At 70.0% G+C, this 25739-nt stretch carries 24 protein-coding genes; 12 read left to right on the forward strand and 12 right to left on the reverse strand.

From position 1 onward, the window contains the following. Nucleotide 1: 1 nt before the first annotated feature. The gene (locus EFK50_RS22925) at nt 2-1759 is read right to left on the reverse strand and encodes an ABC transporter permease (RefSeq protein ID WP_425454366.1); all 1758 of its coding nucleotides are present in this window, start codon (nt 1757-1759) and stop codon (nt 2-4) included. Nucleotides 1760-2154: 395 nt separating this feature from the next. Between EFK50_RS22925 and EFK50_RS02290 the strand changes: the two genes are divergently transcribed. From EFK50_RS02290 to EFK50_RS02330, 8 genes are all read left to right on the forward strand, one after another. Further along, nucleotides 2155-2901, forward strand: a complete 747-nt coding sequence (locus tag EFK50_RS02290) for a hypothetical protein (RefSeq protein ID WP_148046024.1) — start codon at nt 2155-2157, stop codon at nt 2899-2901. Between the two features lie 79 nt (nt 2902-2980). Next, a complete protein-coding gene (locus EFK50_RS02295; protein ID WP_123225944.1) occupies nt 2981-3631 on the forward strand; it encodes a hypothetical protein in 651 nt (216 codons plus the stop codon). A 211-nt stretch (nt 3632-3842) separates the two neighbouring features. Beyond that, on the forward strand, nt 3843-4766 hold the full coding sequence (locus EFK50_RS02300) for a hypothetical protein (protein WP_148046025.1): 924 nt from the start codon (nt 3843-3845) through the stop codon (nt 4764-4766). Nucleotides 4767-4781: 15 nt separating this feature from the next. Further along, nucleotides 4782-5522: a hypothetical protein gene (locus EFK50_RS21785; RefSeq protein ID WP_148046026.1), complete on the forward strand. Its 741-nt coding sequence runs from the start codon at nt 4782-4784 to the stop codon at nt 5520-5522. A 345-nt stretch (nt 5523-5867) separates the two neighbouring features. After that, nucleotides 5868-7115: a PucR family transcriptional regulator gene (locus tag EFK50_RS02315; protein WP_484213811.1), complete on the forward strand. Its 1248-nt coding sequence runs from the start codon at nt 5868-5870 to the stop codon at nt 7113-7115. 118 nt (nt 7116-7233) lie between these two features. Further along, a complete protein-coding gene (locus EFK50_RS02320) occupies nt 7234-8460 on the forward strand; it encodes a helix-turn-helix domain-containing protein (protein ID WP_148046027.1) in 1227 nt (408 codons plus the stop codon). Then, nucleotides 8457-9593 carry an HAD family hydrolase gene (locus EFK50_RS02325; RefSeq protein WP_123225950.1) on the forward strand — a complete coding sequence of 379 codons (1137 nt, stop codon included), beginning with the start codon at nt 8457-8459 and terminating at the stop codon, nt 9591-9593. Before EFK50_RS02320 ends, EFK50_RS02325 begins: the two co-directional genes overlap by 4 nt. Nucleotides 9594-9618: 25 nt before the next feature. Further along, entirely contained in the window at nt 9619-10293 is a 675-nt protein-coding gene (locus EFK50_RS02330; RefSeq protein ID WP_123225951.1) for a TetR/AcrR family transcriptional regulator, read from the forward strand. 135 nt (nt 10294-10428) lie between these two features. On the opposite strand, the gene EFK50_RS02335 is transcribed toward EFK50_RS02330, so the two are convergent. Next, nucleotides 10429-11709, reverse strand: coding sequence for an acetyl-CoA C-acetyltransferase (locus EFK50_RS02335; protein ID WP_123225952.1), 1281 nt, complete (start codon nt 11707-11709; stop codon nt 10429-10431). A 179-nt stretch (nt 11710-11888) separates the two neighbouring features. Between EFK50_RS02335 and EFK50_RS02340 the strand changes: the two genes are divergently transcribed. Then, nucleotides 11889-13226 carry a 3-oxoacyl-ACP reductase gene (locus EFK50_RS02340; RefSeq protein WP_123225953.1) on the forward strand — a complete coding sequence of 446 codons (1338 nt, stop codon included), beginning with the start codon at nt 11889-11891 and terminating at the stop codon, nt 13224-13226. A gap of 2 nt (nt 13227-13228) precedes the next feature. Beyond that, on the forward strand, nt 13229-14110 hold the full coding sequence (locus EFK50_RS02345) for a MaoC family dehydratase (RefSeq protein ID WP_221177246.1): 882 nt from the start codon (nt 13229-13231) through the stop codon (nt 14108-14110). An 8-nt stretch (nt 14111-14118) separates the two neighbouring features. Here EFK50_RS02345 and EFK50_RS02350 read toward each other — a convergent pair whose 3' ends face one another. The 8 genes from EFK50_RS02350 to EFK50_RS02385 all read right to left on the reverse strand — a co-directional run bounded on the left by EFK50_RS02350 (nt 14119) and on the right by EFK50_RS02385 (nt 21745). Continuing rightward, nucleotides 14119-14982: an acyl-CoA thioesterase gene (locus EFK50_RS02350; protein ID WP_123225954.1), complete on the reverse strand. Its 864-nt coding sequence runs from the start codon at nt 14980-14982 to the stop codon at nt 14119-14121. Next, nucleotides 14982-15929, reverse strand: coding sequence for a proteasome assembly chaperone family protein (locus EFK50_RS02355; RefSeq protein WP_221177247.1), 948 nt, complete (start codon nt 15927-15929; stop codon nt 14982-14984). The genes EFK50_RS02350 and EFK50_RS02355 overlap by 1 nt, the downstream gene beginning before the upstream one ends. Nucleotides 15930-16028: 99 nt before the next feature. Further along, a complete protein-coding gene (locus EFK50_RS02360) occupies nt 16029-17300 on the reverse strand; it encodes a hypothetical protein (RefSeq protein ID WP_148046028.1) in 1272 nt (423 codons plus the stop codon). A gap of 7 nt (nt 17301-17307) precedes the next feature. Beyond that, nucleotides 17308-19206, reverse strand: coding sequence for a 1-deoxy-D-xylulose-5-phosphate synthase (gene dxs / locus EFK50_RS02365; RefSeq protein WP_123225956.1), 1899 nt, complete (start codon nt 19204-19206; stop codon nt 17308-17310). 57 nt (nt 19207-19263) lie between these two features. Continuing rightward, entirely contained in the window at nt 19264-20202 is a 939-nt protein-coding gene (locus tag EFK50_RS02370; RefSeq protein WP_123225957.1) for an SMP-30/gluconolactonase/LRE family protein, read from the reverse strand. Beyond that, on the reverse strand, nt 20199-20636 hold the full coding sequence (locus tag EFK50_RS02375; RefSeq protein WP_246003993.1) for an NUDIX domain-containing protein: 438 nt from the start codon (nt 20634-20636) through the stop codon (nt 20199-20201). Before EFK50_RS02375 ends, EFK50_RS02370 begins: the two co-directional genes overlap by 4 nt. Nucleotides 20637-20657: 21 nt before the next feature. Further along, complete coding sequence (locus EFK50_RS02380; protein WP_183407663.1) at nt 20658-21089, reverse strand: hypothetical protein; 432 nt, start codon at nt 21087-21089, stop codon at nt 20658-20660. A gap of 32 nt (nt 21090-21121) precedes the next feature. Then, a complete protein-coding gene (locus tag EFK50_RS02385; RefSeq protein WP_123225958.1) occupies nt 21122-21745 on the reverse strand; it encodes a TetR/AcrR family transcriptional regulator in 624 nt (207 codons plus the stop codon). A gap of 47 nt (nt 21746-21792) precedes the next feature. Between EFK50_RS02385 and EFK50_RS02390 the strand changes: the two genes are divergently transcribed. Both EFK50_RS02390 and EFK50_RS02395 read left to right on the forward strand, forming a co-directional pair. Continuing rightward, nucleotides 21793-22881: an oxygenase MpaB family protein gene (locus EFK50_RS02390; RefSeq protein ID WP_123225959.1), complete on the forward strand. Its 1089-nt coding sequence runs from the start codon at nt 21793-21795 to the stop codon at nt 22879-22881. A 228-nt stretch (nt 22882-23109) separates the two neighbouring features. After that, entirely contained in the window at nt 23110-23532 is a 423-nt protein-coding gene (locus tag EFK50_RS02395; RefSeq protein ID WP_123225960.1) for an SsgA family sporulation/cell division regulator, read from the forward strand. A 96-nt stretch (nt 23533-23628) separates the two neighbouring features. Here EFK50_RS02395 and EFK50_RS02400 read toward each other — a convergent pair whose 3' ends face one another. Both EFK50_RS02400 and EFK50_RS02405 read right to left on the reverse strand, forming a co-directional pair. Continuing rightward, nucleotides 23629-24810 carry an ABC transporter permease gene (locus tag EFK50_RS02400; RefSeq protein ID WP_123225961.1) on the reverse strand — a complete coding sequence of 394 codons (1182 nt, stop codon included), beginning with the start codon at nt 24808-24810 and terminating at the stop codon, nt 23629-23631. Continuing rightward, the gene (locus EFK50_RS02405) at nt 24807-25718 is read right to left on the reverse strand and encodes an ABC transporter ATP-binding protein (RefSeq protein WP_123225962.1); all 912 of its coding nucleotides are present in this window, start codon (nt 25716-25718) and stop codon (nt 24807-24809) included. Before EFK50_RS02405 ends, EFK50_RS02400 begins: the two co-directional genes overlap by 4 nt. Nucleotides 25719-25739: the final 21 nt, after the last annotated feature.

The raw sequence follows: 25739 nt of genomic DNA on the forward strand, positions 1-25739 counted from the left end.
CTCAAGCCCCCTTTCCCGGGAAGAGCTGCAGGTACAGCGTCGTGATCACCGAGTTCACGAAGAAGGTGAGCAGGAAGGTGATCACCACGGACTGGTTCACCGACTCACCGACACCCTTGGGGCCGGGTGCCGTGTTGAGCCCGCGGTAGCAGGCGACCACCCCGGCGATGAAGCCGAAGATCACCGCCTTGATCGCTCCGACCCAGAGGTCCTGGAGCTGTGCCAGCGCGGTGAAGCTGGACAGGTAGGCGCCGGGAGTGCCGTCCTGGACGATCACGTTGAAGAAGTAGCCGCCGAGGACGCCGACCACCGCGACGAGCCCGTTGAGCAGTACGGCGGCGACGACGCAGGCCAGGGTCCGCGGTACCACCAGCTGTTGGACCGGGGAGAGCCCGACCACCCTCATCGCGGCGATCTCGTCGCGGATCGTCCTCGAGCCGAGGTCGGCGCAGATCGCCGCGCCTCCGGCTCCGGCGATCACCAGACAGGTCACGATCGGAGCTGCCTGCTGGACCACGGCGAGGACGCTGGCCGCACCGGTGAAGGACTGCGCGCCGACCTGGACGGTCAGGGTGCCGAGCTGCAGCGCGATCACCGCGCCGAACGGGATCGCGATCAGGATCGCGGGCAGCCAGGAGACGCTGACCACGAACCAGAACTGCTCCAGCGCCTCGCGGGCAGCGAACGGGCGTCTGACCCCCATCCGCAGAGTGTCGAGCCCGAGCGCGTACAAGTCCCCCGTCGCCTGGAGCGCCCGGGTGGCGAGGTGCTGACCCGGGATTGCGGCGACCCGGTCTCGGTCGTCGTCCTCGGCGACGTACAACGGAGCCGTCCCCGCGGCGACCCGCTCGCGGTGACGGACCGCCCCGGCCCGGCCCGCGCCGGAACGCGGCATCAGCTGGCGTGGCAGCACCTCGATCGACCGTGCGGCCGAGCTCATCAACGCCACGCCGCCCGGGTACTCGGGTTCGGCCAGCAGGTCGCGGCGGCCGTGGTCGGCCTCCTCGCTCATCCCGATCGGGCCGTCCGGGTCACCGCTCATGAACTGGGAGACCACCGGGTGGTCGGTGAGCAGGAACTCCTCGCGCGGGCCGAACATCACCAGCTCGCGCAGGTACAGCATGCCGAGGTTGTCGGGGAGCGTGCGGGAGAGCTCGATGTTGTGGGTGACCACCAGCATCGTGGCGTCAGTGGCGGCGTTCACCTCGGCGAGCAGCTGCGCCAGGTTGGAGGTGCGCACCGGGTCGAGGCCGGAGTCCGGCTCGTCCACCAGGATGATCTCGGGATCGGTGATCAGCGACCGGGCCAGTCCGGCACGCTTCTTCATGCCGCCGGAGATCTCGGCCGGAACCTTGTGCTCCTGCCCGATCAGGCCGACCAGGTCGAGCTTCTCCAGCGCCCGCTTGCGGATCTGGTGCTCCTTGAGCCGGGTGTGCTTGCGCAGCGGGAAGGCTACGTTCTCGTAGACGCTCATCGAGCCGAAGAGGGCACCGTCCTGGAAGAGCACGCCGAACTTCTTCCGGAGCTCCAGGCGCTGGGCCTCGTTCGCCGCGACCATGTCGACACCGTCGACCAGGATGCTGCCCTGCTCGGGTTCGACGAGGCCGATGATCGACTTGAGGAAGACCGACTTGCCGGTGCCCGACGGTCCGAGCAGCGCGGTGATCTCCCCCGCCGGCAAGGTCAGCGACACGTCGTGCCAGATGTTCTGACGCCCGTAGCTCTTGGTCAGCCCGCTGACTTCGACGGTTCCGCCCATCACGGTTCTCCCTCAGTTGGTGTGCCTCGGTGTTCCGGCAACCTAGGGAGGACGTGGGTGATCGAGGCAAGGGCGATCGAGCTGGGCGGAGCGCTGTTACCTCTTCGTGATCTGAAGTTGTGAGTGCGATAACAACTCCGTCGTACGACGGCCGCGGCGGGCTGATTCAGGGCATCCGTCGGGCGCACGAACCGACGAGAGGTCGGGACGATCGGCGAACCAGACCGCAGACGTCGCATTCTTGTTACGCGGGTTACAAATTCCGCTCGTCGGCGAGCCGAATCTCCTTGTTTTTGGGGCTTCTCTCTGGACTACGGCTCGATCCCTGGGGCTGACTCAGCCAGGTGACGCGCCTCACAAGAGGCGCCGAATCCATCTCAGGGAGAGGGAAGACTATGCAACTCAAGAAGCACTCCAGGAAGGCCGTTCTCGCCGCCGTGGCAATCGCCGGCATCGGCGCGGTCGCCGGTCCGGCGCTGGCGACCGGGTCGTCGTACACGGTCGCGGTCGGTGGCAGCACCGTGGCAGCGACGCACACTGCCAGCGCGGTCGCCGACCCGATCGTGACCTCGCCGGCGACGACCCGGCGGGTCGAGTTCAAGGTCAAGAACAACGCCGGCACCATCATCAAGATGGGCTGCAACGGCGTGTCCGGCACGGGCATCGTCAACTCCGGCTCCGGCATCACCGACATCGGCGAGATCCGCACCTCGGCCTGGACGTCGTGCGCAGGTCCGGGCGGCATCCTGAACGTGACCCAGGTCGGCACCTGGAAGATCCACGGCACCGGTGCGGTGACCCCGGCTCAGACAGACGTGATCGCCGGGCACGTGGAGAACGTCCGCGCGCACGTCGAGTCGCCGACCGGCATCTGCAAGTTCGATGTGGCAGGCAACCCGACCGGGACCATCCCCGGGTCGGCGCGCGGCACCGTGGACGAGGCCACCCAGAAGCTCTCCGTCCTGGAGAGCGGATTCGTCGGCAACCTCTACGTGTACAACGTGGTCGGCTGCCTCGGGCAGATCCAGAGCGGCAATGTGGCCGACATGGTCGGGTACACCACGTCCACCGGGACCGTGCTGCCCGCGAACCTGTCCCTGACCGTGCCCGACGGCCCGGTCAACGGGATCAGCACGCCGTGACCCACCGGGTGGACGGGCGGCGCCGGTCGTCGCCCGTCCACCCGTCGCCGTCCCCATTCGCCTGTCCGAAGGAGAAGACATGAAGACCTACGCTCCCCCGAGCGCCCGGCGTCGCCGACGCCTCGGCGCGGTCGCCGCAGCCGCGGCGCTCGCCCTCACTCCTGTCGCCGCGGCCAACGCCGCGACGATCATCAGCCTGGACCACGACGTCTCGGGCAGCACGTACATCAAGAGCACCAACAGCACGGTCCGGCTCGGACCGGGAACCTTGCACACCGACCTGGACATCGACACCGGCGACTTCACCGGGTCGCTCACGCTGCCGGGCACCAGGACGAGGTTCGCCGCGCTGGGCCTCGTCCCGCTCGAGGCGAACATCGACTTCATCCCGGCCGGCCCGGTGACCGGGCACATCAACCTGGCCGGCGAGAACGCCGAGGTCAGCGCCACCGCGAAGTTCTACGTGAAGCTCTCGAACATCAAGGCGATCGGCCTGCTCCCGCTCTGGTGGTTCGGCGGCTCCACCTGCCGCACCGTCAATCCGGTCAGCATCCCGGCGAATACGCCCCCCGGTGAAGGCTTCGACCTGATCAACGGCGGCCGGTTGACGGGGACCTACACGATCGGCCAGTTCCAGAACTGCGGGCTGCTCACGCCGTTCGTCAACCTGCTGGTCCCCGGGGCCGGCAACACCGTCACCCTGCAGGCGACCAACGGCCGGGTGAGCTGAAGCCCCACTTGCCAGGACGTGACCTCTGGCCTGTCTGCCTCACGGACGGGCCAGGGGTCACCCAGCACCAAGGAGAACTGAAATCGTGACATCGCACCGAGCCCCCCGCAGCCGGCGACGCCGCCGGTTGCTCGCTTGCGCCCTCGCCGTCGCTGCGTTGCCGTTGCTACCGGCGGCCAGCAACGCCGACGGGACACCACCCTGGCCAGGGTTGCCGTACCTGACCTACGATCCGGACCGGCCCGGGAGCATGGGTGCCGAGTACTACTGGGGCGGCGTTGCGCAGACGGGCATGGCAGGGTCCGTGCGTGCCAAGCAATGGGCGCGGATCCCGTTGGCCATGCTTGCTATCAACGCGGTCGTCGACCCCGAGGCCGGCACGGACGCTGCTGGCCGGATTGCAATCCCGTACTCTGCGCTGGCCTTCTTCGTGTCGCCTCAGGGCTCTGAGCATCCCTATGGGGAGTCACCGCTAATTCCGGTACGGACGGTCGCATTCGGCACCATCCCGGTCGAGGCGACGCTGCAACTGGTCCAACGCCGCGACGACCAGAATGTGCCGGTACCGATCGCCATCGACGCCAAGGACGGCATCCCCGCGACCGGGACAGGAAGTTTCGCTGATCCCGCGGTACTCGATGCTCAGGTGGGCCTCCGGGTTCGTAGCCTCAAGGTCGACGGAGTAGACCTGCGCCTGAGGTCGACCTGTGCGCCCCGAACCTGGGCACGGCTCCAACTCACCTCGAAGTACTGGGAGGGACCAGGCACCAACGGCACCGAGCAGATGGAGGCCTTCGATACCGACCACAGCTTCATGGGAGGACCCGGCGGGACACTCACCGGCACCCTCGACATCCCCGCCTTCGCCAACTGCCGGACGGCCGCAGGCGATGACGTCTCCCGAATCCTCACCGCCACCATCGCTGGTCCGGGGAACCCAGTCACGGCACGTCTCGGCATCGCGGTCTGCTTCACCACGGGTCCGGACTGGATGATCCGTCCACCCGGTCCTGGTGACACGACCCCCGAGAAGGCGAACTGCCTCGGTGACGGCCGTGTCCAGCACCCGATCCCGGCGAATCCCAAGATCGTCACGGTTCCCGACCCGCTCCCGTTCCCGAACCACGCTCCCTAACCGGAAGGCCCCACCATGCAGGTCAGGATGCTCACGACAAGGTCCATCGCGGCCACATCGGCGCTCTGCATCGCCGCGATCGTCGGGCCAGCGCAGGCGACCGGCTCGGCGTACACGGTCGCCGTCGGCGGGGACACTGCACCCGGATCCCATCCGGCCACGCTGACTGCCGACCCGATCGTGTCTACGCCAGCAACGACGCGGCGGGTGGAGTTCCGGGTGCGAAACAAGGCCGGCACCGTGGTGAGGTGGGGGTGTACGTCAATCACGGGCAGCGCCATTGCCCACGCCGGAACCGTGCCGGACGTCCTCGACTTGGTCAGCTCTTCGTGGCAGGGCTGCACCGGACCTTTCGGTGCGCTTCCACCCAGCCAGGTCGGCACCTGGACGTTCCGGAGCACCAGCCCGGTCACTCCTTCCTCAACCGACGTGGTCAGCGGCCAGATCGACACTGTCCGCCTGCATTTCGAATCCCCGACGGGAGGCTGCAGGTTCGACCTGGCGGGCGACCCCGCAGGGACCGTGCCGGGCACGCTTCCCGCCACCTTCGACGAGAGCACCCAAAAGCTCGCGATCAAGGAGGGAGGCTTCGCCGGCAACCTCTACGTCTCCGGAGTCTGGGGCTGCCTCGGGCAGGTTCAGAACGGCAACCCGGCCGACATCGTCGGATTCGCCACCCCTGCAGGACCGATCCTCCCGGCAACCTTCAGCGTGAGCGTCCCCGGCGGCCCGATCAATCTGGTCAGCAGCCCCTGACCATCCCGCGCGTTTTGTTACCGCCCTCACAAGTTCGTCAGCAATCTTCATCCAGCAAGCCCGATCGAGCACCAATCACTGGACGTGAACGCACCCCGGCCAGCAAGGTCGGACCAACGGCGCCGACCACCGGCGCCCGTCCCTGGGGAGGGAGAAGCATGGGCTCGGTCAGGACCACCGGTGCACGACGCACGCTCGGCCTCGACTCTGCTCAGCTCCCCCTCCGTCTCCACCAGTCCTCCGGACATCTACTCCCGCCACTCCCTGGCCGGATGTCCGGTTCAGGGCACGTGCTCATCCCCCCGGCGAGCACGGTGCCCGACCCCTCGGTCCGCAGGGCGCCTCGTGGGATCTGCCCCTAGGCGCCCTGCGGACCACCCCTGCGAAGGGGGCTCTCCGGAGCCCCTCGCAGGAGTTCCGAACCTGCTCGACGCGATGCGGTCGGCCGCCGACCCGCTGGGCGGCCGGATCGCCCGGGTGATCCAGGAACGGGTCCAGGTCTTCGCCGGCCCGGTCACCGGCAAGCGGCACCGGCTGATCGCGCTGGCCACCCGCTCGGCGATCGAGGAGTTCTTCGACCAGCTCACCGGCCGCGGACCGAGCGGTCGCCGGGTCGACGAGCTGTTCGCGAAGATGGGCCACGGCGAGGCCACCGACGGCCACACCCTGGCGCCGATCCTGGAAGCTCTCGAGCACGCCCGGCTGCTCGCCTGGGACGAGGTCCGGGCGCTGGTCGTGCGCCTCGACGGCGCCGCCGCGGTGCTGAGCGGCTTGCACGACGAGATCGAGCGGCTGCACACGAGGCTGCGTACCCAGGTCGAGCGCGGCTACGCAGCCGGGGAGCGCGCCGTCGCCCGGAGCCACGGCGGGCCGCGGCGCGAGCTCCTCCGCGGGCTGGTCGAAGGCGCCGACCGGGAGACGCTGGTCGCACTCGCACTCGCTGCCGGAAGCGACCTGCCGGCGGCGGTGGTGCTGGCCTCGATCGAGGGCGAGCCCGACCTGACCGGCGTGCCGGGAATCCTCTCCGACCTCGTCGACGGCGAGCTGCTGGCGCTGGCAGCTGCGCCCGACCGGGATCGGCTGATCGAGACGCTCACCGCAGACCTCGGCGTACGACGAGCAGCCGTGAGCTGGTCGGTGGCGACGGCGCACGCCGACGACGCGCGCCGCTGGGTGGGCCGGGCGCTCGAGCTCGCCGACCAGGGCGTGCTCCTGGACGAGCGGGTCCTCGACTGCGACCAGCACCGGACCCTGCTCTGGCTGTACGCCGAGCCGCACCTGCGTCGCCAGCTCTGCCAGGAGCTGCTCGGCCCGCTCCTCGCCGAGAGCCCGCACTCGCGGCAGATCCTGGCCGAGACGCTCTCGGTCTGGCTGGAGATGCGGGCCAGTGCCCCGGCGATCGCGGCCCGGCTGGACGTGCACCCGCAGACCATCCGGTACCGCTGGAAGCGGATCAACGAGCTACTCGGCGACGCCCTCCGCGAACCGGAGCTGATCGTGCAGCTGACGATGCTGCTCAAGGCGAGCGTGCCGCTCTGGCGGACCGGGGATCAGAGCGACTTCCCCCGCCAGCCGGCCCGGGACCGTGGGTGACCGGACTTCCGTCCGATTGTCCGCGATCCGCAGAGTTATCCACATTTTCGTCCGCGGCCCCCATCGCCGGTCCGCGCGCAAATAGTCTGAACGGCACGCCTACTCGGGGGAGGTGACCTTGGCGACGACGACCGACAGCGAAGCCCGCTACGCCGACCTGCTCGACCGGCTTCGCGAGGTCTCCGGCTTCGCCGAGAACCTTGCCCGCCGGGTCCAGGCCGAGGTCGGGCCCTTCACCGGTCCGGTCGACGGCCGCCGGAACAGGCTGATCCGGATGGCGACAGAAGGTGCCGTCCGGCTCTTCTTCGACGTCGCCGCCGGCCGGGAGCACACCTCGCGCCGGGTCGACGACCTGTTCGCGAAGATGGGCCACGGCGAGGCCACCGACGAGCACGACCTCAGCCCGATGCTGGCCGCGCTCGACCTCGCGGCGCAGATGTCCTGGGACCTGGTCCGTTCGCTCGCCGTCGAGCACGCTGCCAGTGCGGCAGCTCTCGACCGGCTGGGCGAGGCGATCGACACCGTCTTCGCGCGGCTGACCGAGCAGGTCAAGCGCGGGCACCAGACCGCCCTCCACCAGCTCGCCCGGAAGCCGCACCGGCGCCGTCACGACCTCGCCGAAGCCCTCCTCACCGGCACCGACCCGTACCTGGCCTCGATCGCGGCCGAGTGGACCGTTCCGACCACGGTGGTGGTGCTGGCTCTCGAAGTGACCCCCGCAGGCACCGACGAAGTGCCACCGTGGCGGGACTCCCCCGAGCTACTGGTCTGCTCGACCGGCCTGAGCGACCCGGGACCGATGCTGGTGACGACTCCGGAACATCTCGCGGCGGCGCTCGACCTTCTCGACCAGGACCGGTCGGTCACCCGGATCGCGACCAGCTGGCCGGTGAACCTGGCGAGCACACCGGCCGCGAGCCTCTGGACCCGGCGCGCGATCGACCTCGCCCGACGCGGGGTGATCCCGACCGCCCGGGTGATCGAGTGCCTGCGCCACCGCACCCAGCTCTGGCTGCACGCGGAGCCGTACATGCGTCAGCAGCTCTGCCAGGAGCTGCTCGCTCCGCTGCTCGCCGAGACCCCGAACTCGCGCGAGATCCTCTCCGAGACCCTGCTCACCTGGCTGGAGACCCGGGACAGCGCTCCCGCGATCGCGGCCCGGCTGGACGTGCACCCGCAGACCGTCCGGTACCGCTGGAAGCGGATCAACGAGATCTTCGGCGAGGCGCTGCACGACCCTGAGCTGGTCGTCCAGCTGACGATGCTGCTCAAAGCCAGCGTGCCGTTGTGGAAGGCAGGCGACCAGAGCGACTTCGAGCGCTTCCACACCGAGGGCGAGGAATGAGCCGCAGAGCTACGGGCCGGCTCGCGATCGCGGGGGTCGGGGTGGCGGTGCTGGCGGGAGCCATCCAGGTGCTCCTCGGCGCCGGCACCGACCGCGCGACTCAGGTCACGATCGCGACCTTCCTCGCTCTCTCCCCGGCCCCGATGCTGCTTGCCCCGGCCCTCGCCCGCGCTGTCGCCGTACGACGGAGCCGGGGCCTCGGGGTGCGCGCCTGGGGTTCCGCGGCGCTCGTCCGAGCCGCCCGCGTGGACCTCCTGGTGCTGGACAAGGCCGGGACGGTGACGACCGGCGCGCTCCGAGTGGTCTCGGTCGACCCGCTCGATCAGGCCGACGACCGCAACCTGCGCTGGTTCGCGGGTGCGCTCTGCCATGCGTTGCCGACCCCGGTCGGTCGTGCCGTCTCGCGGCTCGCCGCCGGCGGTCGCAGCACGGAGGTCGAGGAGGTCCCCGGGATCGGCGTCGTCGGCTCGGTGGACCGGCACCCGGTTCGGGTCGGGGCACCGGCGTGGTTGGAGCTCCCGGCGCCACCGAGCATCGGTCACGTGCTCGGAGTCGAGGTGGACGGCCGCCCGTTCGGCACCATCACCGTCGAGGACACGCTCCGCGCCGATGCCGCGCACGACGTCCGCGGACTGCACCGGCTGGACCTGCAGACTGTCCTGGTCTCCGACGACACCCCGGCGCGGACCGAGGCCGCCGCCCGGGCCGCCGGGGTCGGGCGATGGCACGGCGAGCTCGACGGAGCCGCCCAGGCGGCTCAGGTCCGCGACCTTCGGCAGTACGGCCGTTCGGTCGCCGTCGTGGCTCCGTACCGCGTGGACGGACCGCTCACCGTGGCCGACTTGGCGGTCTGCGACAGCTGGCCCGGCCCGCCGCCCCCGTACGGCGTCGCGCTGGAGGACCTCGACGTCGCGCGGCTCGGCCCGGTGATCGCGCACGCCCGCCGTGCGATCGCCCGAGCCCGTCACGGCACCCTGGTCGGCTCGATCGGCGCGGCGCTGACCGGGATCGCGGCCGCGTCCGGAGCCCTCGACCTCCCGGTGAGCGTCGGTCTCGCTACCGCGAACCTGGCGCTGGTCGCAGGCGCCGTCCTGCGTCCAGGCGGAGCGGTCCGGAGTGCGACACCTGTGTAAACAGGAGTTGCACTACAGTTTCGACATGAGTACTCCCAGTCGGCAGTCAGCGGCGGCTGCGCGGCGCAAGGCGCGCGAACAGCAGATCCTGGCCGCGACCCGCCAGCTCTTCGACGAGTCGGGCGTGCGGGACGCGCAGATCGACGACATCGCCAAGGCGGTCGGGATCAACCGGGCGATCATCTACCGGCACTTCAGCGGCAAGGAAGAGCTGTTCGCGCTCGCCGTCGAGGGGTACCTCGAAGAGCTCAAGCAGCGCCTCGAGACCGCGGCCGCCGAGGCGACCGGGACCCCGTCCGACCGCCTGCGAGCGGTGGTCGCCGCCTTCGTCGACTTCGGCCTGGAGTACCCCGCGTTCGTGGACTGCGCCCAGACGCTGATGCGCCGCCCCGGCCCCGAGCTGCTCGAGCAGGTCAGTGAAGGCGCGCTCTTCCGGCTCGGTCGGGCGATCTCCGCCTGCTTGCGGACGCTCAAGGAGACCCTGGACGCCGGCATCGAGGCCGGAGACTTCAAGGACCAGGACAGCGTGCTGGCCGCGAACTACATGTACGCCTCGGGCCTGGGAGCGTTGCAACTCGCCCGGATCGGGATGCTCGTCAAGGAGAGCAGTCCGGGCATCCCCGCGATCTCGCCGATCTCCGGCGACCAGGTCAAGGCGTTCCTGACCTCCACCGCGGTCGCCCTCGCCACCGATCGCTGATCAGGGGCGCGCCAGCGGATCAGATCGCCGAGGAGCGAGTCCGGCCAGGAACGATGCCGGAGCCGGGCACGTCGAGACGTGGTGAGGCAAGCGCCGAGGTCACCACGTCTCGACAAGCTCGACGTCCGGTTGGCGTCAGCGCTCGAGGATCGCGACGACGCCCTGGCCACCCGCCGCGCAGACCGAGATCAGCGCGCGGCCCGAGCCCTTCTCGGCGAGCAGCTTGGCGGCGTTGGCGACGATCCGGCCGCCGGTCGCGGCGAACGGGTGCCCGGCCGCGAGCGAGGAACCCTTGACGTTCAGCTTCGACCGGTCGATCGAACCGAGCGGCGCGTCCAGGCCCAGGCGCTCCTTGCAGAACACCGGGTCCTCCCACGACGCCAGCGTCGAGAGCACCTGGGAGGCGAACGCCTCGTGGATCTCGTAGAAGTCGAAGTCCTGCAGGGTCAGGCCGGCACGCGCGAGCATCCGCGGGACGGCGTACGCCGGAGCCATCAGCAGACCCTCGCCACCGTGCACGAAGTCGACCGCCGCGGTCTCGTAGTCGGCCAGGAAGGCGAGCGGCTCCAGGCCGTGCTCCTTGGCCCAGTCCTCCGAGCTGAGCAGCACCGCGGAGGCGCCGTCGGTCAGCGGGGTCGAGTTGGCGGCCGTCATGGTCGCGGCCTCACCCTTGCCGAAGACCGGCTTCAGGGTGGCGAGCTTCTCCAGCTTGGAGTCGGCACGCAGGTTGTTGTCCCGCTCCAGACCGTTGAACGGCGTGATCAGGTCGTCCTGCCAGCCGGCCTCGTAGGCAGCGGCCAGGTTGTGGTGAGAGTTCACCGCGAGCTCGTCCTGCGCCTCGCGGGTGATCTGCCACTCCAGCGCGGTCAGCGCCTGGTGCTCGCCCATCGACAGGCCGGTCCGGGGCTCGCCGTTGGACGGGATCGCCAGGCTGATGTCGCCGGGCCGGATCGAGGCGAGGACGGCGAGGCGGTCCTTGTTGGTCCGGGCGTTGTTGAGCTTGATCAGCTTCTTGCGGAGCTTCTCGCCGATCGCGATCGGGGCGTCGGAGGTGGTGTCGGTGCCACCGCCGATGCCGGAGTCGATCTGGCCGAGGGCGATCTTGTTGGCGACGTAGATGATCGCCTGGAGGCCGGTGCCGCAGGCCTGCTGGAGGTCGACGGCCGGGGTCTCCGCAGCGAGGCGGGTGCTCAGCACGGCCTCCCGGGTCAGGTTGAAGTCCCGGGAGTGCTTGAGCACGGCGCCGGCGGCGACCTCGCCCAGCCGCTCGCCCTCCAGGTTGAACCGCGCGACCAGGCCGTCGAGGGTGGCGGTCAGCATCTCCTGGTTCGACGCGGATGCGTAGACGGTGTTCGAGCGAGCGAACGGAATCCGGTTGCCACCGAGGATGGCGACGCGACGAGTCTTGGCCTGCATGGGGTTCTCCTGATCGATGCGAAGGTCTCACAATACTGGCGCGTAACATCGGGAATTGAAACGCAGTGAGGGCCACGTCACGAATTTTGGACTCCGAGTTACACCTGAAGTTACATTTGCTGCGCTGACCGGTTCAACGCCCGTGGCAGCGCCCCGATTCCCTGATGCGAGGAACCCCGATGAGCGACCGTTACCAGTCCTTCAGCTCGAGCCCGATCGGCCAGATGTTCGTCAAGAACCTCGGCCTGCCGAGCCCGGAGAAGCTCGACCGCTACACCGAGGGCGCTCCCCTCGTCGACGGCACCGTCCTGGTCGGCGGCGCGGGCCGGCTGACCGACGTCCTGACGGCGACCCTGGACAACCTGGAGATCGCCAGCACCCGGACCGCTGCCGAGGGTGAGAAGTACAAGGGCCTGGTCTTCGACGCCACCGGCATCACCGACCCCGAGGGCCTGATCGCCCTCCAGGAGTTCTTCACCCCGCTGCTGCGCAGCCTCAAGGGCTGCGCCCGGGTGGTCGTCCTCGGTACCAACCCGACCCAGACCGACTCGACCGACGAGCGGATCGCCCAGCGTGCTCTCGAGGGCTTCACCCGCTCGCTCGGCAAGGAGATCGGCAAGGGCAGCACCGTGAACCTGGTGTACGTCGCCCCCGGCTCCGAGGGCACCGTCGAGTCCACCCTCGCGTTCTTCCTCTCCCCCAAGTCGGCCTACGTCTCGGGCCAGGTCGCCCGGCTCGGCCTCACCGGCACCAAGAAGGCGGCCAAGGTCGCCGACCAGGCCAAGCCGCTGGCCGGCAAGGTCGCGATCGTCACCGGTGCCTCCCGCGGCATCGGCGAGCAGATCGCCCGGGTCCTGCACCGCGACGGCGCCACCGTCCTCGGCATCGACGTGCCGCAGGCGGCCAGCGAGCTGCAGGCGCTGATGAAGGAGCTCGACGGCGACACCCTGACTCTCGACATCACCGGCAAGGACGCGCCTCAGCGGATCGCGCACCACGTCAAGGAGAAGCACGGCGGCGTCGACATCGTGGTGCACAACGCCGGCATCACCCGCGACAAGAAGCTGGCGAACATGGGCGAGGACCGCTGGTCCTCCGTGATCGCGGTCAACCTCTCCGCGCCGGAGCGGATCACCCGTGAGCTGCTCGACCAGGGCCTGATCAACAAGAACGGCCGGATCGTCGGCGTCTCCTCCATCGCCGGGATCGCTGGGAACGTCGGCCAGACCAACTACGCCGCCTCCAAGGCCGGCGTCATCGGGTTCGTCGACGCGGTCGCGCCGGAGCTGAAGAACGACATCACCATCAACGCGGTCGCGCCGGGCTTCATCATCACCGCGATGACGGCCGCCGTCCCGTTCGCCACTCGTGAGGTCGGCCAGCGGATGAACGCGATGGCCCAGGGCGGTCTGCCGGTCGACGTCGCCGAGGCGATCGCCTGGTACGCCTCCCCCGGTTCGTCCGCGGTCAACGGCAACGTCGTCCGGGTCTGCGGCCAGATGATGCTGGGCGCCTGAGCATGACCGAGCGGATCATCGAAGGCGCCGGATCGGCGCTGCCGTCCATGCTGAAGGCGGCGCTGCCCGTCGTCCCGGGAGTGAACCTGCTCCCGGGCGTCGCCAAGAAGGGCGGCGACCTGCCCGACCTGCGACTGACCCGCAAGGACGTCACGATCGACCCTGCCCACGTGGCGACGTACCGGGAGGTCTGCGGCTTCGAGCCCGGCCAGTACCTGCCGGTCACCTACCCGCACATGCTCGCCTTCCGGCTGCACATGGGGATCATGACCGACAGCAGCTTCCCGTACGCCGCCATCGGCAGCGTGCACCTGCGCAACTCGGTCACCCAGCACCGTTCGATCGCGCCGACCGAGCTCCTCGACGTCTCGGCGACCGCGACCAACAAGCGGGCGCACAGCAAGGGCACGATGTTCGACTTCGTCACCACCGTCACCAGCGGCGACGAACTGGTCTGGGAGTCGGTGTCGACGTACCTGCGTCCGGGTCGCGGCGACAAGGACGCGCAGCCCGAGGGCGCACCGTTCGAGGTCATCGAGGGCAACGGGACCCAGTGGAAGCTCGGCGCCGACCTGGGCCGCCGCTTCGCCGCGGTCTCGGGCGACTACAACCCGATCCACCTCTACCCGCTGACCGCCAAGGCGTTCGGGTTCCCGAGCCAGATCGCGCACGGCATCTGGACCAAGGCGCGCTGCGTCGCTGCGATGGAGAGCCGACTGCCCGACGCGGTGACGATCGAGGTCGAGTTCCGCAAGCCGGTCCTGCTGCCGACCAAGGTCGCCTTCGGCTCGCGGATCGTCGACGACGGACCGGTGCAGGGTCTGGACTTCTCGATGACAAACCCGAAGAACGGCAAGCCGCACGTGGTGGGCCGCACCCGCTGACACCCGGGTCAGCGCACCCGGATCAGGCCCTCCTGGGCGACGCTGGCCACCAGCCGGCCGTCCGCGGTGAAGACCCGCGCGAAGGTCAGGCCGCGTCCCCCGGACGCGGCCGGGCTGTGCTGGTCGTAGAGCCACCACTCGTCGGCGCGGAACGGCCGGTGGAACCAGATCGTGTGGTCCAGCGACGCCGCCTGCACGTTCGGCGAGGAGATGTAGACGCCGTGCGGCACCAGTGCGGCGCCGAGCAGCGTCATGTCGCTGGCGTAGGTGAACGCCGCCGTGTGCTGGAGCGGCGAGTCGGGCAGGTCGCCGTTCACCCGGATCCAGAGCCGGGCCCGGGCCGGCTCGAGGTCGTGGGGCAGCTCGCCGCCCGGCCGCGAGTTGCCGGCGTAGCGCACCTCGAGGGCGGCCCACTCCCGCTCCCACTCGCTGGTGTCGCCGTCCTCCTCGCTGCGGGCGTCGAACAGGTCGTTCAGCGACGGGCAGTCCTCCGGAGCCGGTACGTCGGGCATCACGTCCTGGTGCTCGAGTCCGTCCTCGGGGACCTGGAAGTTCAGCGTCATCCCGAAGATCGGCCGGCCGTGCTGGCGGGCCACCACCCGCCGGGTGGCGAAGGTGCGGCCGTCGCGAACGTTGTCCACGTCGTACACGATCGGGACCGCGGTGTCGCCGGGCCGGACGAAGTAGGAGTGCAGCGAGTGCACGACGTACTTCTCGGCCACGGTCCGGGTGGCGGCGACCAGCGCGTGCGCGGCCACCTGTCCCCCGAAGACGCGCTGCAGCTCGGTCTTCGGCTGCTTCCCGCGGAAGAGGTTGTCCTCGATCATCTCCAGGTCGAGGAGGTCGATCAGCTCGGCTACGGAGGCGGGCATCAGGGAGTGTCCTCCTCGGTCTGGTCGAGTCCGGCCAGGAACTGCTCGAACTGGGCCCCGAGCTCGTCGCCGGTCGGCAGCTCACCGGTCTCGCGCAACGCGTCGCCCAGGGCGTCGGTGCCGTCGAGCAGGTTCGGTCCCCCGGTGTGGAACGCGTCGTACTGCTGCTCCAGCCCCTCGACGACCGAGCGCACCTCGTCGGAGTCGGCGACCTGGCTGCCGATCTCGGCACGCCGCTCGGTCGCGGCCTGCTCCAGCTCGGAGGTGTCCCAGCTCAGGCCGGTCACCGCGGCCACCTGGCGGAGCATCGCCGCGGCCGCCTCCGGGTACGGGAACTGCGCCACGTAGTGCGGGATGTGCGCGACGAAGCCGGTGGCGTCGTGACCCCACTCGCCGAGCCTGACCTCGAGCAGCGACTGCGCGCTGGACGGGATCCGGATCTCGCCGGCCCACACGTTGGTGCTGATCAGCAGCCGCTTCGCGGTGGCGTGGTTCGTCAGCTGCACCGGCCGGGTGTGCGGTACCGCCATCGGCACCGACCCCAGCGAGACCACCAGACGGACGTCGAAGTGCTCGATCACCTGGCGCACCGCTTCGGCGAAGCCCTCCCAGCGGGAGTCCGGCTCGGGACCGCTCAGCAGCAGGAACGGCGTGTTCGCGTCGTCGTGCAGCAGCCGTACGACGAGCCGCGGCGCGTCGTAGTCGGTGTAGTGGTCCTCGAAGAAGGTCATCGGTGGGCGCCGCGCGCGGTAGTCGTAGAACTCGTCGACCTCGAAGCTGGCCACCACCCGGCTGGACGAGTTCTCCAGCAGGTCACCGGACGCGAGCCCGGACGCGTTCCCGGCATCCAGGAAGCCCTCGAGGGCGACGATCATGACCGGCCCGTCGCTGAGTCCCTCGAGCTCGGGGACGTCATCGACGATGTGCACGAAGCGTGCCTGGGTCACGATTGCTCCTAAGTCGGGCGGTGCTCTGGGTCAAGCCTAGAGTCCTCAACGCCGCGGCGGCGCGCGATATGCCCGGGCGGCGGAGTGATGCGTGTCGCGCTACCCGTAGATGCGCAGGATCCGTCGCTCGGCCCGCCGGGCCAGCTGCGCGGAGTCGAAGCCGAGCACCCGCTGCAGCACCGGGTCCTGCTCCTCGTCGGTGACACCCTCGCCGCCGTTGTGCAGCGCGTCCATCAGCTCCCACAACCGGGCCTCGCCCTGGGTGGCGGCGATGTAGTCGCAGGCCATCCAGCTCAGTGCGTAGTTCCAGGCCTGGTCCGGGCCGTTGAAGGTCTGCGAGGAGGGAAGCTGCTCGTCGTCCCGGCGGGCGCGCTCGACGGCCACCGTCGCGATCCGGCGCTTGTCCTTCTCGATCGAGCGGGCACCGAGGTACTCGGCCAGCCCTTCGGCGAACCAGATCGGCGCCCCGTCGTCGCGGTCCCCGACCGCCACGTGGGTGAGCTCGTGCCGGGTGATCCGGTCCAGGAACGGCTGGCCGGCCCGGACCGAGCTGGGCAGCAGGGTGAACCGGATGCCGGCGACCTCGGGCTGGCCGAGGACGGCGTACATCGGGAACGTCATCGCACCGAGGTGGTTGATGTTTCCGCCCGGGACGCCCTCGAAGGAGTTCAGCACCGCCTTCCGTCCGAAGACGTAGACCACGACCCGGCCGTCCCAGTGGAACGGCAATGCCGACTCAACGTCGTCGATGCCGTTGCCGATCACCCGGGAGAGCTCCGCCGACTGCGGCCAGGTGTCGTCGTCGTACAGCTGCAGGGTGGCGCCATCGGTACGGACGTGGATCCGGACCAGGTCCCAGGGCGCCGGGCTGGACCCGGGGAACTGCTTGCCCTTGCCGGTGATCTCGGAGATGATCACCGGCCGTCCGTCCAGCCGGGCGAAGGCGAACCCGGTGATCCGCTTGACCGGGACCGAGTCGAAGCCCGCCAGCTGGGTGGCGACGCGGACCTGCGGGACGGACACGTGCGCTCCCCAGTCCCCGGCGCGCAGGGCGTGCGGCCACTGGGACTTGAGCACCGTGTAGTCCAGCGTCTCGATCGGGAGCGCCTGCAGGTTGGCGAAGTACCGGCGCTGGCGCTTGAGCAGGGCGTTGTCGGTCGGGTCCAGCGTCGCCAGGAACGCCTTCAGGTCTCCGTCGCGGAGGGCAGCGGAACGCGTGTCGAGAAGCTGCTGGGCCTCGTCGGCCGAGACCGCGCCGGTGGTGGCGCTGTCGCTCGGGTCGCTGTCGTCCCGGCAGCCGGTGAGCATGCCCAGGCAGAGGGCGACCACGACGACAAGCGCGGCCAGGGGCTGCCGCTGAGAGGACCGCACGAACGGCCTAGTCGACGTCGACCAGGGGGTGACCCGCGTCCAGGGCGGTCACGTCCTCGACGATCTGGCGGGCCAGGGCCTGCGCGGTGAGACCGATCCGTTCCAGGATCGCCTCGCGCTTGGCGTGGTCGAGGAACTCCTGCGGGATGCCGTGCAGCCGGAACGGCCTCCGAACGCCTTCGTCGTTGAGCAGCTGGAGCAGGTTCGCCCCGAAGCCGCCGACCCGGCCGTTGTCCTCGACGCTCACCACCAGGCGGTGCTCGGCGGCGAGCGGGACGAGTGCGGGCTCGATCGGCTTGACCCACCGCGGATCCACCACGGTCACCCCGATGCCCTGGTCGACCAGGCGGGAGGCGACCTCGACAGCCGTAGCGGCCATCGAACCGGGAGCCACGATCAGCACGTCCTTGTCACCACGGCGGACCAGGACGTCGGCGTCGCCGACCTTGAACTGGGCCGGGATGTCCTGCTCCGGCGGGGCGCCCTTCGGTAGCCGGACGATCGTCGGAGCGTCCTCGACGGCGACGGCCTCCCGGAGCAGCTCACGGACCCGCGCGCCGTCGCGCGGCGCCGCGAGCCGCAGGCCGGGAACGACCTGGAAGATCGACATGTCCCACATGCCGTTGTGGCTGGCGCCGTCGTCGCCGGTCACGCCGGCGCGGTCGGTGACGAAGGTGACACCGCACTTGTGCAGGGCCACGTCCATCAGGACCTGGTCGAAGGCCCGGTTCATGAAGGTCGCGTAGATGGCGACGACCGGGTGCAGGCCACCCATCGCCAGGCCGGCCGCGCTGGTGACCGCGTGCTGCTCGGCGATGCCGACGTCGAAGGTCCGGTCCGGGAACCGCGCGGCGAAGCGGTCCAACCCGACCGGGTACAGCATCGCGGCGGTGATCGCGACGACGTCCTGGCGCTCCTCGCCGATCTTCACGATCTCGTCGGAGAAGAAGTCGGTCCAGATCCGGCCCTTGGGCATCGGCGCGCCGGTCTCCGGGTCCATCGGCCCGACCTGGTGCATCTGGTCGTTCTCGTTGCGCTCAGCCGGGTGGTAGCCGAAGCCCTTCTGGGTGATCACGTGCACGATCACCGGGCCGCCGAACCGCTTGGCCTGCACCAGCGCCTGCTCGACGGCCGGCCGGTCGTGGCCGTCGATCGGGCCGACGTACTTCAGGCCGAGGTCCTCGAAGAGGCCCTGCGGCGCCAGTGCGTCCTTCATGCCCTTCTTCATCGCGTGCAGCGCGTCGTAGACCGCCGGGCCGACACCGCGGACGCCGTTGAGCTTGCGCTTGACCTGGTCGAGCACCTGCTCGTACCGGGGGTTGGTCCGGAGGGTCGTCAGGTGGCCGGCGAGGCCGCCGACCGTGGGCTGGTACGAGCGGCCGTTGTCGTTGACGACCATCACCAGGGAGCGGTCCTTGCCGACGGCGATGTTGTTCAGCGCCTCCCAAGCCATCCCGCCGGTCAGCGCCCCGTCACCGATCACCGCGACCACGTGCCGGTCCTCGCCGCGGATCGCGTAGGCCTTGGCCAGCCCGTCGGCGTAGGACAGCGACGTGGAGGCGTGCGAGTTCTCGACCAGGTCGTGGTCGGACTCGGCGCGGCTCGGGTAGCCGGAGAGCCCGCCCTCGGTGCGCAACGAGTCGAACTCCGGCGCCCGGCCGGTGAGCATCTTGTGCACGTAGGCCTGGTGGCCGGTGTCGAAGACGACCTTGTCACGCGGCGAGTCGAAGACCCGGTGGATCGCCAGGGTCAGTTCGACGACACCGAGGTTCGGGCCGAGGTGGCCGCCGCGGGGAGCACAGGTGCGGACCAGCTCGTCGCGGATCTCGGTCGCCAGCTCGTCGAGCTGGCGATCGTCGAGCCGGCGCAGGTCCTGCGGTCCGGTGATCGCGTCAAGGTGCCCCAATGCCCTGCCTTCCCCGGTTTCGTCGATCGGTGCTGTCGATCAGTGCTTCGGAGAAGTCTAGTCCGCCCCGAGTGAGATCACCGCAACCGCTGGCTCGTGGAGGCTGCCGAGCCAGAGCCGGCCGTCGTGCTCGCGGACGCCGGTGACCATGTGGAAGCCGCCCACCTCGCCGCTCACGTCGTGGACCAGGGTGCCGCTGTCGTCGTACGCCATCGCCCGGACCGTCTGCCGGGGCTTGGGCTGCAACGCCTCCGGGATCGCGGTGACCGCCTTGCGCAGCGCCATCGGCCCGCGGCGGATCCGTTCGACCAGCGGGTCCACCGGTGAGGCGATACTGACCCAGATCAGTCCGTCCGACCCGCGGGCGATGTTGTCGGGGTAGCCCGGGAGGTCGGTGCAGAGGAAGTCGCGTTCCCCCGCTCGCTCGCCGGTCAGCCAGAGCCGGGCCACCGTACGGGCACCGCTCTCGGCGACAGCGACGTACGACTCGTCCGCCGCGAGCGCCACACCGTTGGCGAAGGCCAACCCGTCCAGGCCCTGCTCGACGACGCCGTTCGCGCGCAGGCAGAAGAGCCGTCCGGTGCGGGTGTGCTGGACGAAGTCGTTCTTCCACTTCTCGATGCCGAAGACGGTTGAGGAGTCGGAGAACCAGATGTCGCCGTTGCGCGCGACCGCGGCGTTGTTGCAGAACACCAGCGGGCGACCCTCGACGGCGTCCACGAGCGTCTCCAGTGCGCCGGTCCGCAGCTTCATCGCGAGCAGCCCGTGGTGGGCGTCGGCGATCAGGAGACGGTCGGAACCGAGCAGCTCGATCCCCAGCGGCCGACCGCCGGTGCTGCCGATCAGGTCGACCCCGCCGCCGTCGGGACGGACCGCGAAGATGCTGCCGTCCTCGGTGCCGGTGAAGACCAGGCCGTTGTCGGCGACCACCACGTCCTCGGCACCGTACGACGGCACCGGGTGGACGGCGACCGGGAGCAGGCGGGGCTCGGTCATCGGGTGCTCCTCAGTGAGCGGTAGAGGTCGGAGCCGAGGAAGTCGGGGACGAAGTGCCGCGACGAGCCGGCGAGGTCGAGCCCGGCGACGCGCTCCGGATCGACGAAGACGATCTGCCGGCCCTCGCCGACCACGATGTCGGCATCGGCCAGGTCGACCGCGGCGGCGAAGATCCGGTAGTGGCCGTGGTGCCCGTCCGGGTAGGTGTACTCGGCGTCCCGCCAGAGCGTCAGCGAACCGGGAGGCAGGTCGATCCCGGTCTCCTCGGCGAGCTCGCGGTAGGCAGCCGGCTCGAAGTCCTCGTCGTCCTCGACGTGCCCACCGGGCATGCCCCACTGGTTCGCCGCCCGGGGCGCGTGCTCGTCACGCTCCTGGAGCAGCACCCAGCCGCGGCGGTCGATCAGCAGCAGGACGGCGAGTCGGGTGGGGATCACCCGGCCACTCTGGCAGAGAGTTCAGACCGCGTCGGACAGCCGCGCGGCGTACCGCTGACCGCGGAGCGCGTCCTCGACCAGGCCGACCGCGCGCCGGGTGCTGATCAGCCGGGCGCCCTCGTACTGCCAGACGTCGACCGCCGCGGCGACCTCGGCGTGCGAGGCAATGTCCCGGAGCAGGCCGCGGACCTCGCTGAGACCGCGCTGGACCGCGGCCTGACCCGCCTCGACGTGCAGCACCGCGAACCGGGCCAGGATGGCCGGATGCCGGCGCAGTCCGGGATAGCCGCGGTACTCCGGCGGGCAGATGTCGAGCAGCCAGTTGGTGGCGGTGCGTTCCCAGTCCGGGGTGCCCGGAGGCCGGACCTGGCTGGGCCAGCCCGGCGGCGCGACCGTGGAACCGGCCGGGACGGACTGCGGGACGGGCGCGGGGTCGGGTCGAGGATGGAACATGCGCTCATCTTCGCACAGGTGTTCGAACGAATCTAGCGCAGCGCGCCGAGCACTCCCTGGATCGTGCGCACCAGCCGCTCGGTGTCGAAGCGATCCGGATCGGTCAGCAGGATCCGGCCGAAGTGCTCGAGGATCGCCAGCAGCGCGTGCGCCATCACCTCGGCGTCGAGGTCGGGTCCGCCGCGCAGGACCAGGCCCACCTCGAGCAGGCCGGTGACCTGGGTCAGGAAGTTCTGGCGGTCCGCCTCGATCCGGCTCCGCACCTGCTCGGGCATGCCCGCGGGCGCCAGCAGGATCGGCTGCCAGGTGAGCGGGTTCGACCGGACCGTCTCGATCATCCGGCGCGCGGTGTCGGCGACCAGCCGGTCCGGGTCGGTGAGGTCGGGTTCGGGCGGGAGCGCGGCGGCGAGCTGGGCGAGAGCGCGCTCCTGCTGGCGGTCGAGCAGGCTGCCCAGCAGGTCGCGGAGGTCGTCGAAGACGCCGTAGACCACCGGCCGGGTCACACCGGCCTCCTTGGCGATCGCGTCGATGGTGACCGCGTCGTACCCGTCCCGCACGATGATCGTCAGGGCGGCGTCGAGCAGCTGCTCGCGCCGGACGCCGGCGGGCACCCGCGCGGCGTACGGGCGGCGTGCGCCGACTTTGCTGGAACTCACCGGGGCAGCCTATTGCACAATTGCTACACACGTGTAGTAATTGGCTCATGGCACTCCCCGCACTCCTCCGCACGCCGGAGATCACCCCGCACGAGGACTACGGCTTCTTCGGTCCGGACTCGGTCACGTGGAAGGTCTGGAGCTATCCGACCTCCCTCACCGTCGGCTTCCAGCGCGCCGTCGTCATCGAGGAGCTCGATCCGGCCCTCGTGGCCGCGGTCGACAAGACCCAGGGCATCTACGCCCGGCCGCGCACCCGGTACGACCGGACGCTGCGCTACTTCGCGATGGTCGCCTTCGCCGACACCCGGTCGACGTCGCAGGTCGCCGACGTCTTGGTCAAGGTGCACTCCAAGGCCGTCGGCACCGACCCCGTCACCGGACGCCGGTACGACGCCAACGACCCGGACTCGCAGCTCTGGATCCAGCTCACCGGCTGGCACTCGATCCTCAAGGCCTACGAGATGTACGGCCCCGGCAAGCTGAGCGAGGCCGAGGAGCGCCAGTACTGGGCCGAGTGCGCCGTAGCCGCCGAGCTGCAGACCTGCTCCCCCGACGACATCCCGCGCACCCGCGACGAGCTGCGCGCGTACTACGACCGGATGCGGCCGGAGCTGATCGGCTCCGGGATCGCGAAGAAGGCGATGCACCACCTCCTCGACGCGTCGGTAATGCTGCCCGAGATGCCGCGGATCTTCGCGCCGGCGAACTGGGTCGTCGGCCGCACCCTGCGGGCGGCCACGATCGCGACGATGCCGCGCTGGATGCGCGAGCTCGGCGGGATCAAGCAGTCCCGGCTCGTCGACCTGGCCGTCGTCCCGGTCATGAAGATCGCCTTCCTCCTGGCGAACCTGAACAAGCGGGTCAAGCTGGAGCTGCTCGGCTTCCTCTCACCGATGACCAAGCCGGTCGTCGCGCCGATCTTCTACGGGGTGCCGCCGACCGAGCCGGTCGTGCGGACTCCCGCCGAGGCCCGCGAGCTCTACGGGTACGACAAACCCGCCGAGGCGCACCTTGAGCTGCGGGCCCGCCAGGCCGCCAAGGTCTTCGACGAGGGCGTCGCGCCGAGCGAGGAGGGCATCATCGAGTCCGAGCCGATCCTGGGCCGGACCGGCCTGGAGGTCGCGACCGCCTGATCCCCCGTTGCCGCCGAACCGGTTCTGCCTCCGGGCAGAACCGGTTCTGCTTTTCGTGAGAACAAGTTCCAGACAATATCGACCAATACGGACCTAATCGGACTAGAAAGTTAGACCAGTTGGCATTTCAACTGGACCAGTCCACCGATATCGAGTCATGAAACCGAATGTTCCCCGTTCCTCTGCCGAAGGATCGAACACGAGCCAACTCAGGACAGGGACACGACCATGGACAGCAAGCTCACCACCAAGGTCAGCACGACGGCGGTTCAGATCGCTGCCGCCGACACCGAGCAGGACCACGACCTCTCGGCCGAGTTCAACTACAACCCTGCGGACCCGTGGGCGGTCACGATGACCCTCAACGCCGACGGTGGCCCGGTCGTCTGGACGTTCGCCCGCGACCTGCTCCTCGAGGGCCAGTACGAGCCCACCGGCGACGGCGACGTGCACGTCTGGCCCTGCCTGAGCCCGAGCGGCGAGGCCGTCGTGATCGTCGAGCTCGACTCGCCGTCCGGCGAGACCCTGCTGCAGTTCCCGACGCGCGCCGTCCAGGACTTCATCTACGCCTCGCTCGAGACGGTCCCGCTGGGCAGCGAGAACGTCGACGTCGACGCCTGGCTCGACCAGCTCCTGGCGTCCGACGCCTGAGCAACCGGACTACCCGGCTTCTGGGAGGGAGACGGGGTCCGTCGGAGACGACGGACGTGCAACTGAGCCGCACTGGGGAGCGGCTCAGTTTGCATTTCAGCCGCGGTCGGCCCGGAACGCCTGGAGCAGCTTGACCCGGTCGCCGGTCTGCAGGACCGCGTTCGAGTACAGCCGTCCGGCGACCCAGACCAGCACCGGGATGATCGCCAGCGACAGGCCGACGGCGAGCAGCACGTCCCACGCCGGTACGCCGCCGCCCGCGATCCGGATCGGCATCACCAGCGGCGAGCAGAACGGGATCCGGGACAGCCAGACCACCAGCGGGTTGTCGGGCTCCCAGGTGCCGATCGAGACCCCGACGACGTAGGGCAGCGTCATCAGCATGATCACCGGGGAGATCACCGAGCTGACCTCCTCCTGGCGCGAGACCAGCGCCGCGAGTCCGGCCAGCGCCAGGGCGTAGGTGGTGAACCCGATCAGGAACCAGCCGATCGCCGAGATCGCCGTCGCACCCAGGTTGAGCTCGCTGGTGTCCACGAGCCCGAGGATGCTGGCGGTGCCGGCTCCCCCGGCCACGACGACCGCGATCTGGGTCAGCCCGACCACGCCGATGCCGAGCACCTTGCCGGCCATCAGCTGCCACGGGCTGATGGTGGCGAGCAGCAGCTCCACCACCCGGCTGGTCTTCTCCTCGACCACGCCCTGGGCGACGAGCTGGCCGGCGGTGACCAGGCCGAGGAAGATCAGGATGCCGACGATGTACGCCGCCACCACCTTGCCGCCGTCGGTCTCCGCCGGGTCCAGCTGGGTGACCTTCGGGACGGCGGAGAGCAGCGACGACGCCACCTTCTCCGGGTCGCCGCCCAGTCCTTCGATCTGCGCGGAGAGCGCCTGCTGCTGGGCGATCGCGGTGAACACCGACTCGAGCTTCGGGTCCAGGTCCTTGTTCACGACCACGGCCAGCCGGTCCGGCGTACCGGTCAGCAGGGCGTCGAGGTCGCCGTCCCGGACCTGCCGCTTGCCGGCTGCCTCGTCGGCCACGTCCTTCGTCTCGACGTCACCCTTGCCGGACAGGCTGGTCACGGCGTCGGCGACCGACGAGGTCTGCGGCGTCAGGCCCACCTTCAGCGGGTCCGAGGAGTCCACCACGTTGATCAGCACACCGCCGAGGACGACGGCCGCGAGCATGGAGCCGGTCGCCAGCAGGTACGACCGCGAGGTGAACTTCACCCGGATCTCCCGGGCGGCGACGAGCCGGATGATCGTCCAGGCGCTCATGCCGGCACCTCGGTCCCGTTGCTCGCGGTGACGACGTCGCGGTAGAGCTCGGTCAGCGAGGGACGCTCGAGCGCGAACTCACGCACCGGACCTGCCGCCAGGGCTGCTGCCAGGACGGCCTGCTCGCTCCCGGCGGCGAGCTCGACGACGGTCGTCGTACCGGTCTCCGCGAGCACCCGTACGCCGGCCAGGCCCGGCGCCCAGGCGGCGGCCGGTTCGCCGTCCACCCGCCAGCGCGGTACCTCGTGGCGGCGTAGCTCGTCGATCGCGCCCACCTCGACCATCCGGCCCGCGGCGATGATGCCGACCCGGTCGCAGAGGCGTTCGACCAGCTCGAGCTGGTGCGAGGAGAACAGCACCGGCACTCCGGCGGCGGCGCGCTCGCGGAGCACCTCGCTCATCACGTCGACGGCCACCGGGTCGAGGCCGGAGAACGGCTCGTCGAGGACCAGCAGCTCCGGCTCGTGCACGAGGGCGGCCGCGAGCTGGACCCGCTGCTGGTTGCCGAGCGAGAGCTTCACCACCTCGTCGTCGCGGCGCTCGGCGATCCCGAGGGTGTCGGTCCAGCGCTCCATCGAGGCGCGTGCAGTGGCCGCGTCCATCCCGTAGAGCCGGGCCAGGTAGGTGAGCTGCTCGCCGACCTTCATCCGCGGGTACAGCCCGCGCTCCTCGGGCATGTACCCGATCCGGCGGCGCAGGTCGGCATCGATGGGGCGGCCGTCCCAGCGGACCTCGCCGCCGTCACCGGCCAGCACTCCCAGGACGATCCGCATCGTGGTGGTCTTGCCGGCACCGTTGGAGCCGACGAAGCCGAAGATCTCCCCGGCGCGCACCTCGAACGAGGTCCCGGTCAGCGCAGCGCGTGACCCGTAGGACTTGGACAGCCTGTCGATCTCGAGAACGGACATGCGCCCCATACCAGCACAGGG

The organism is Nocardioides marmoriginsengisoli, assembly GCF_003725695.1.
GTDB lineage: Bacteria > Actinomycetota > Actinomycetes > Propionibacteriales > Nocardioidaceae > Marmoricola > Marmoricola marmoriginsengisoli.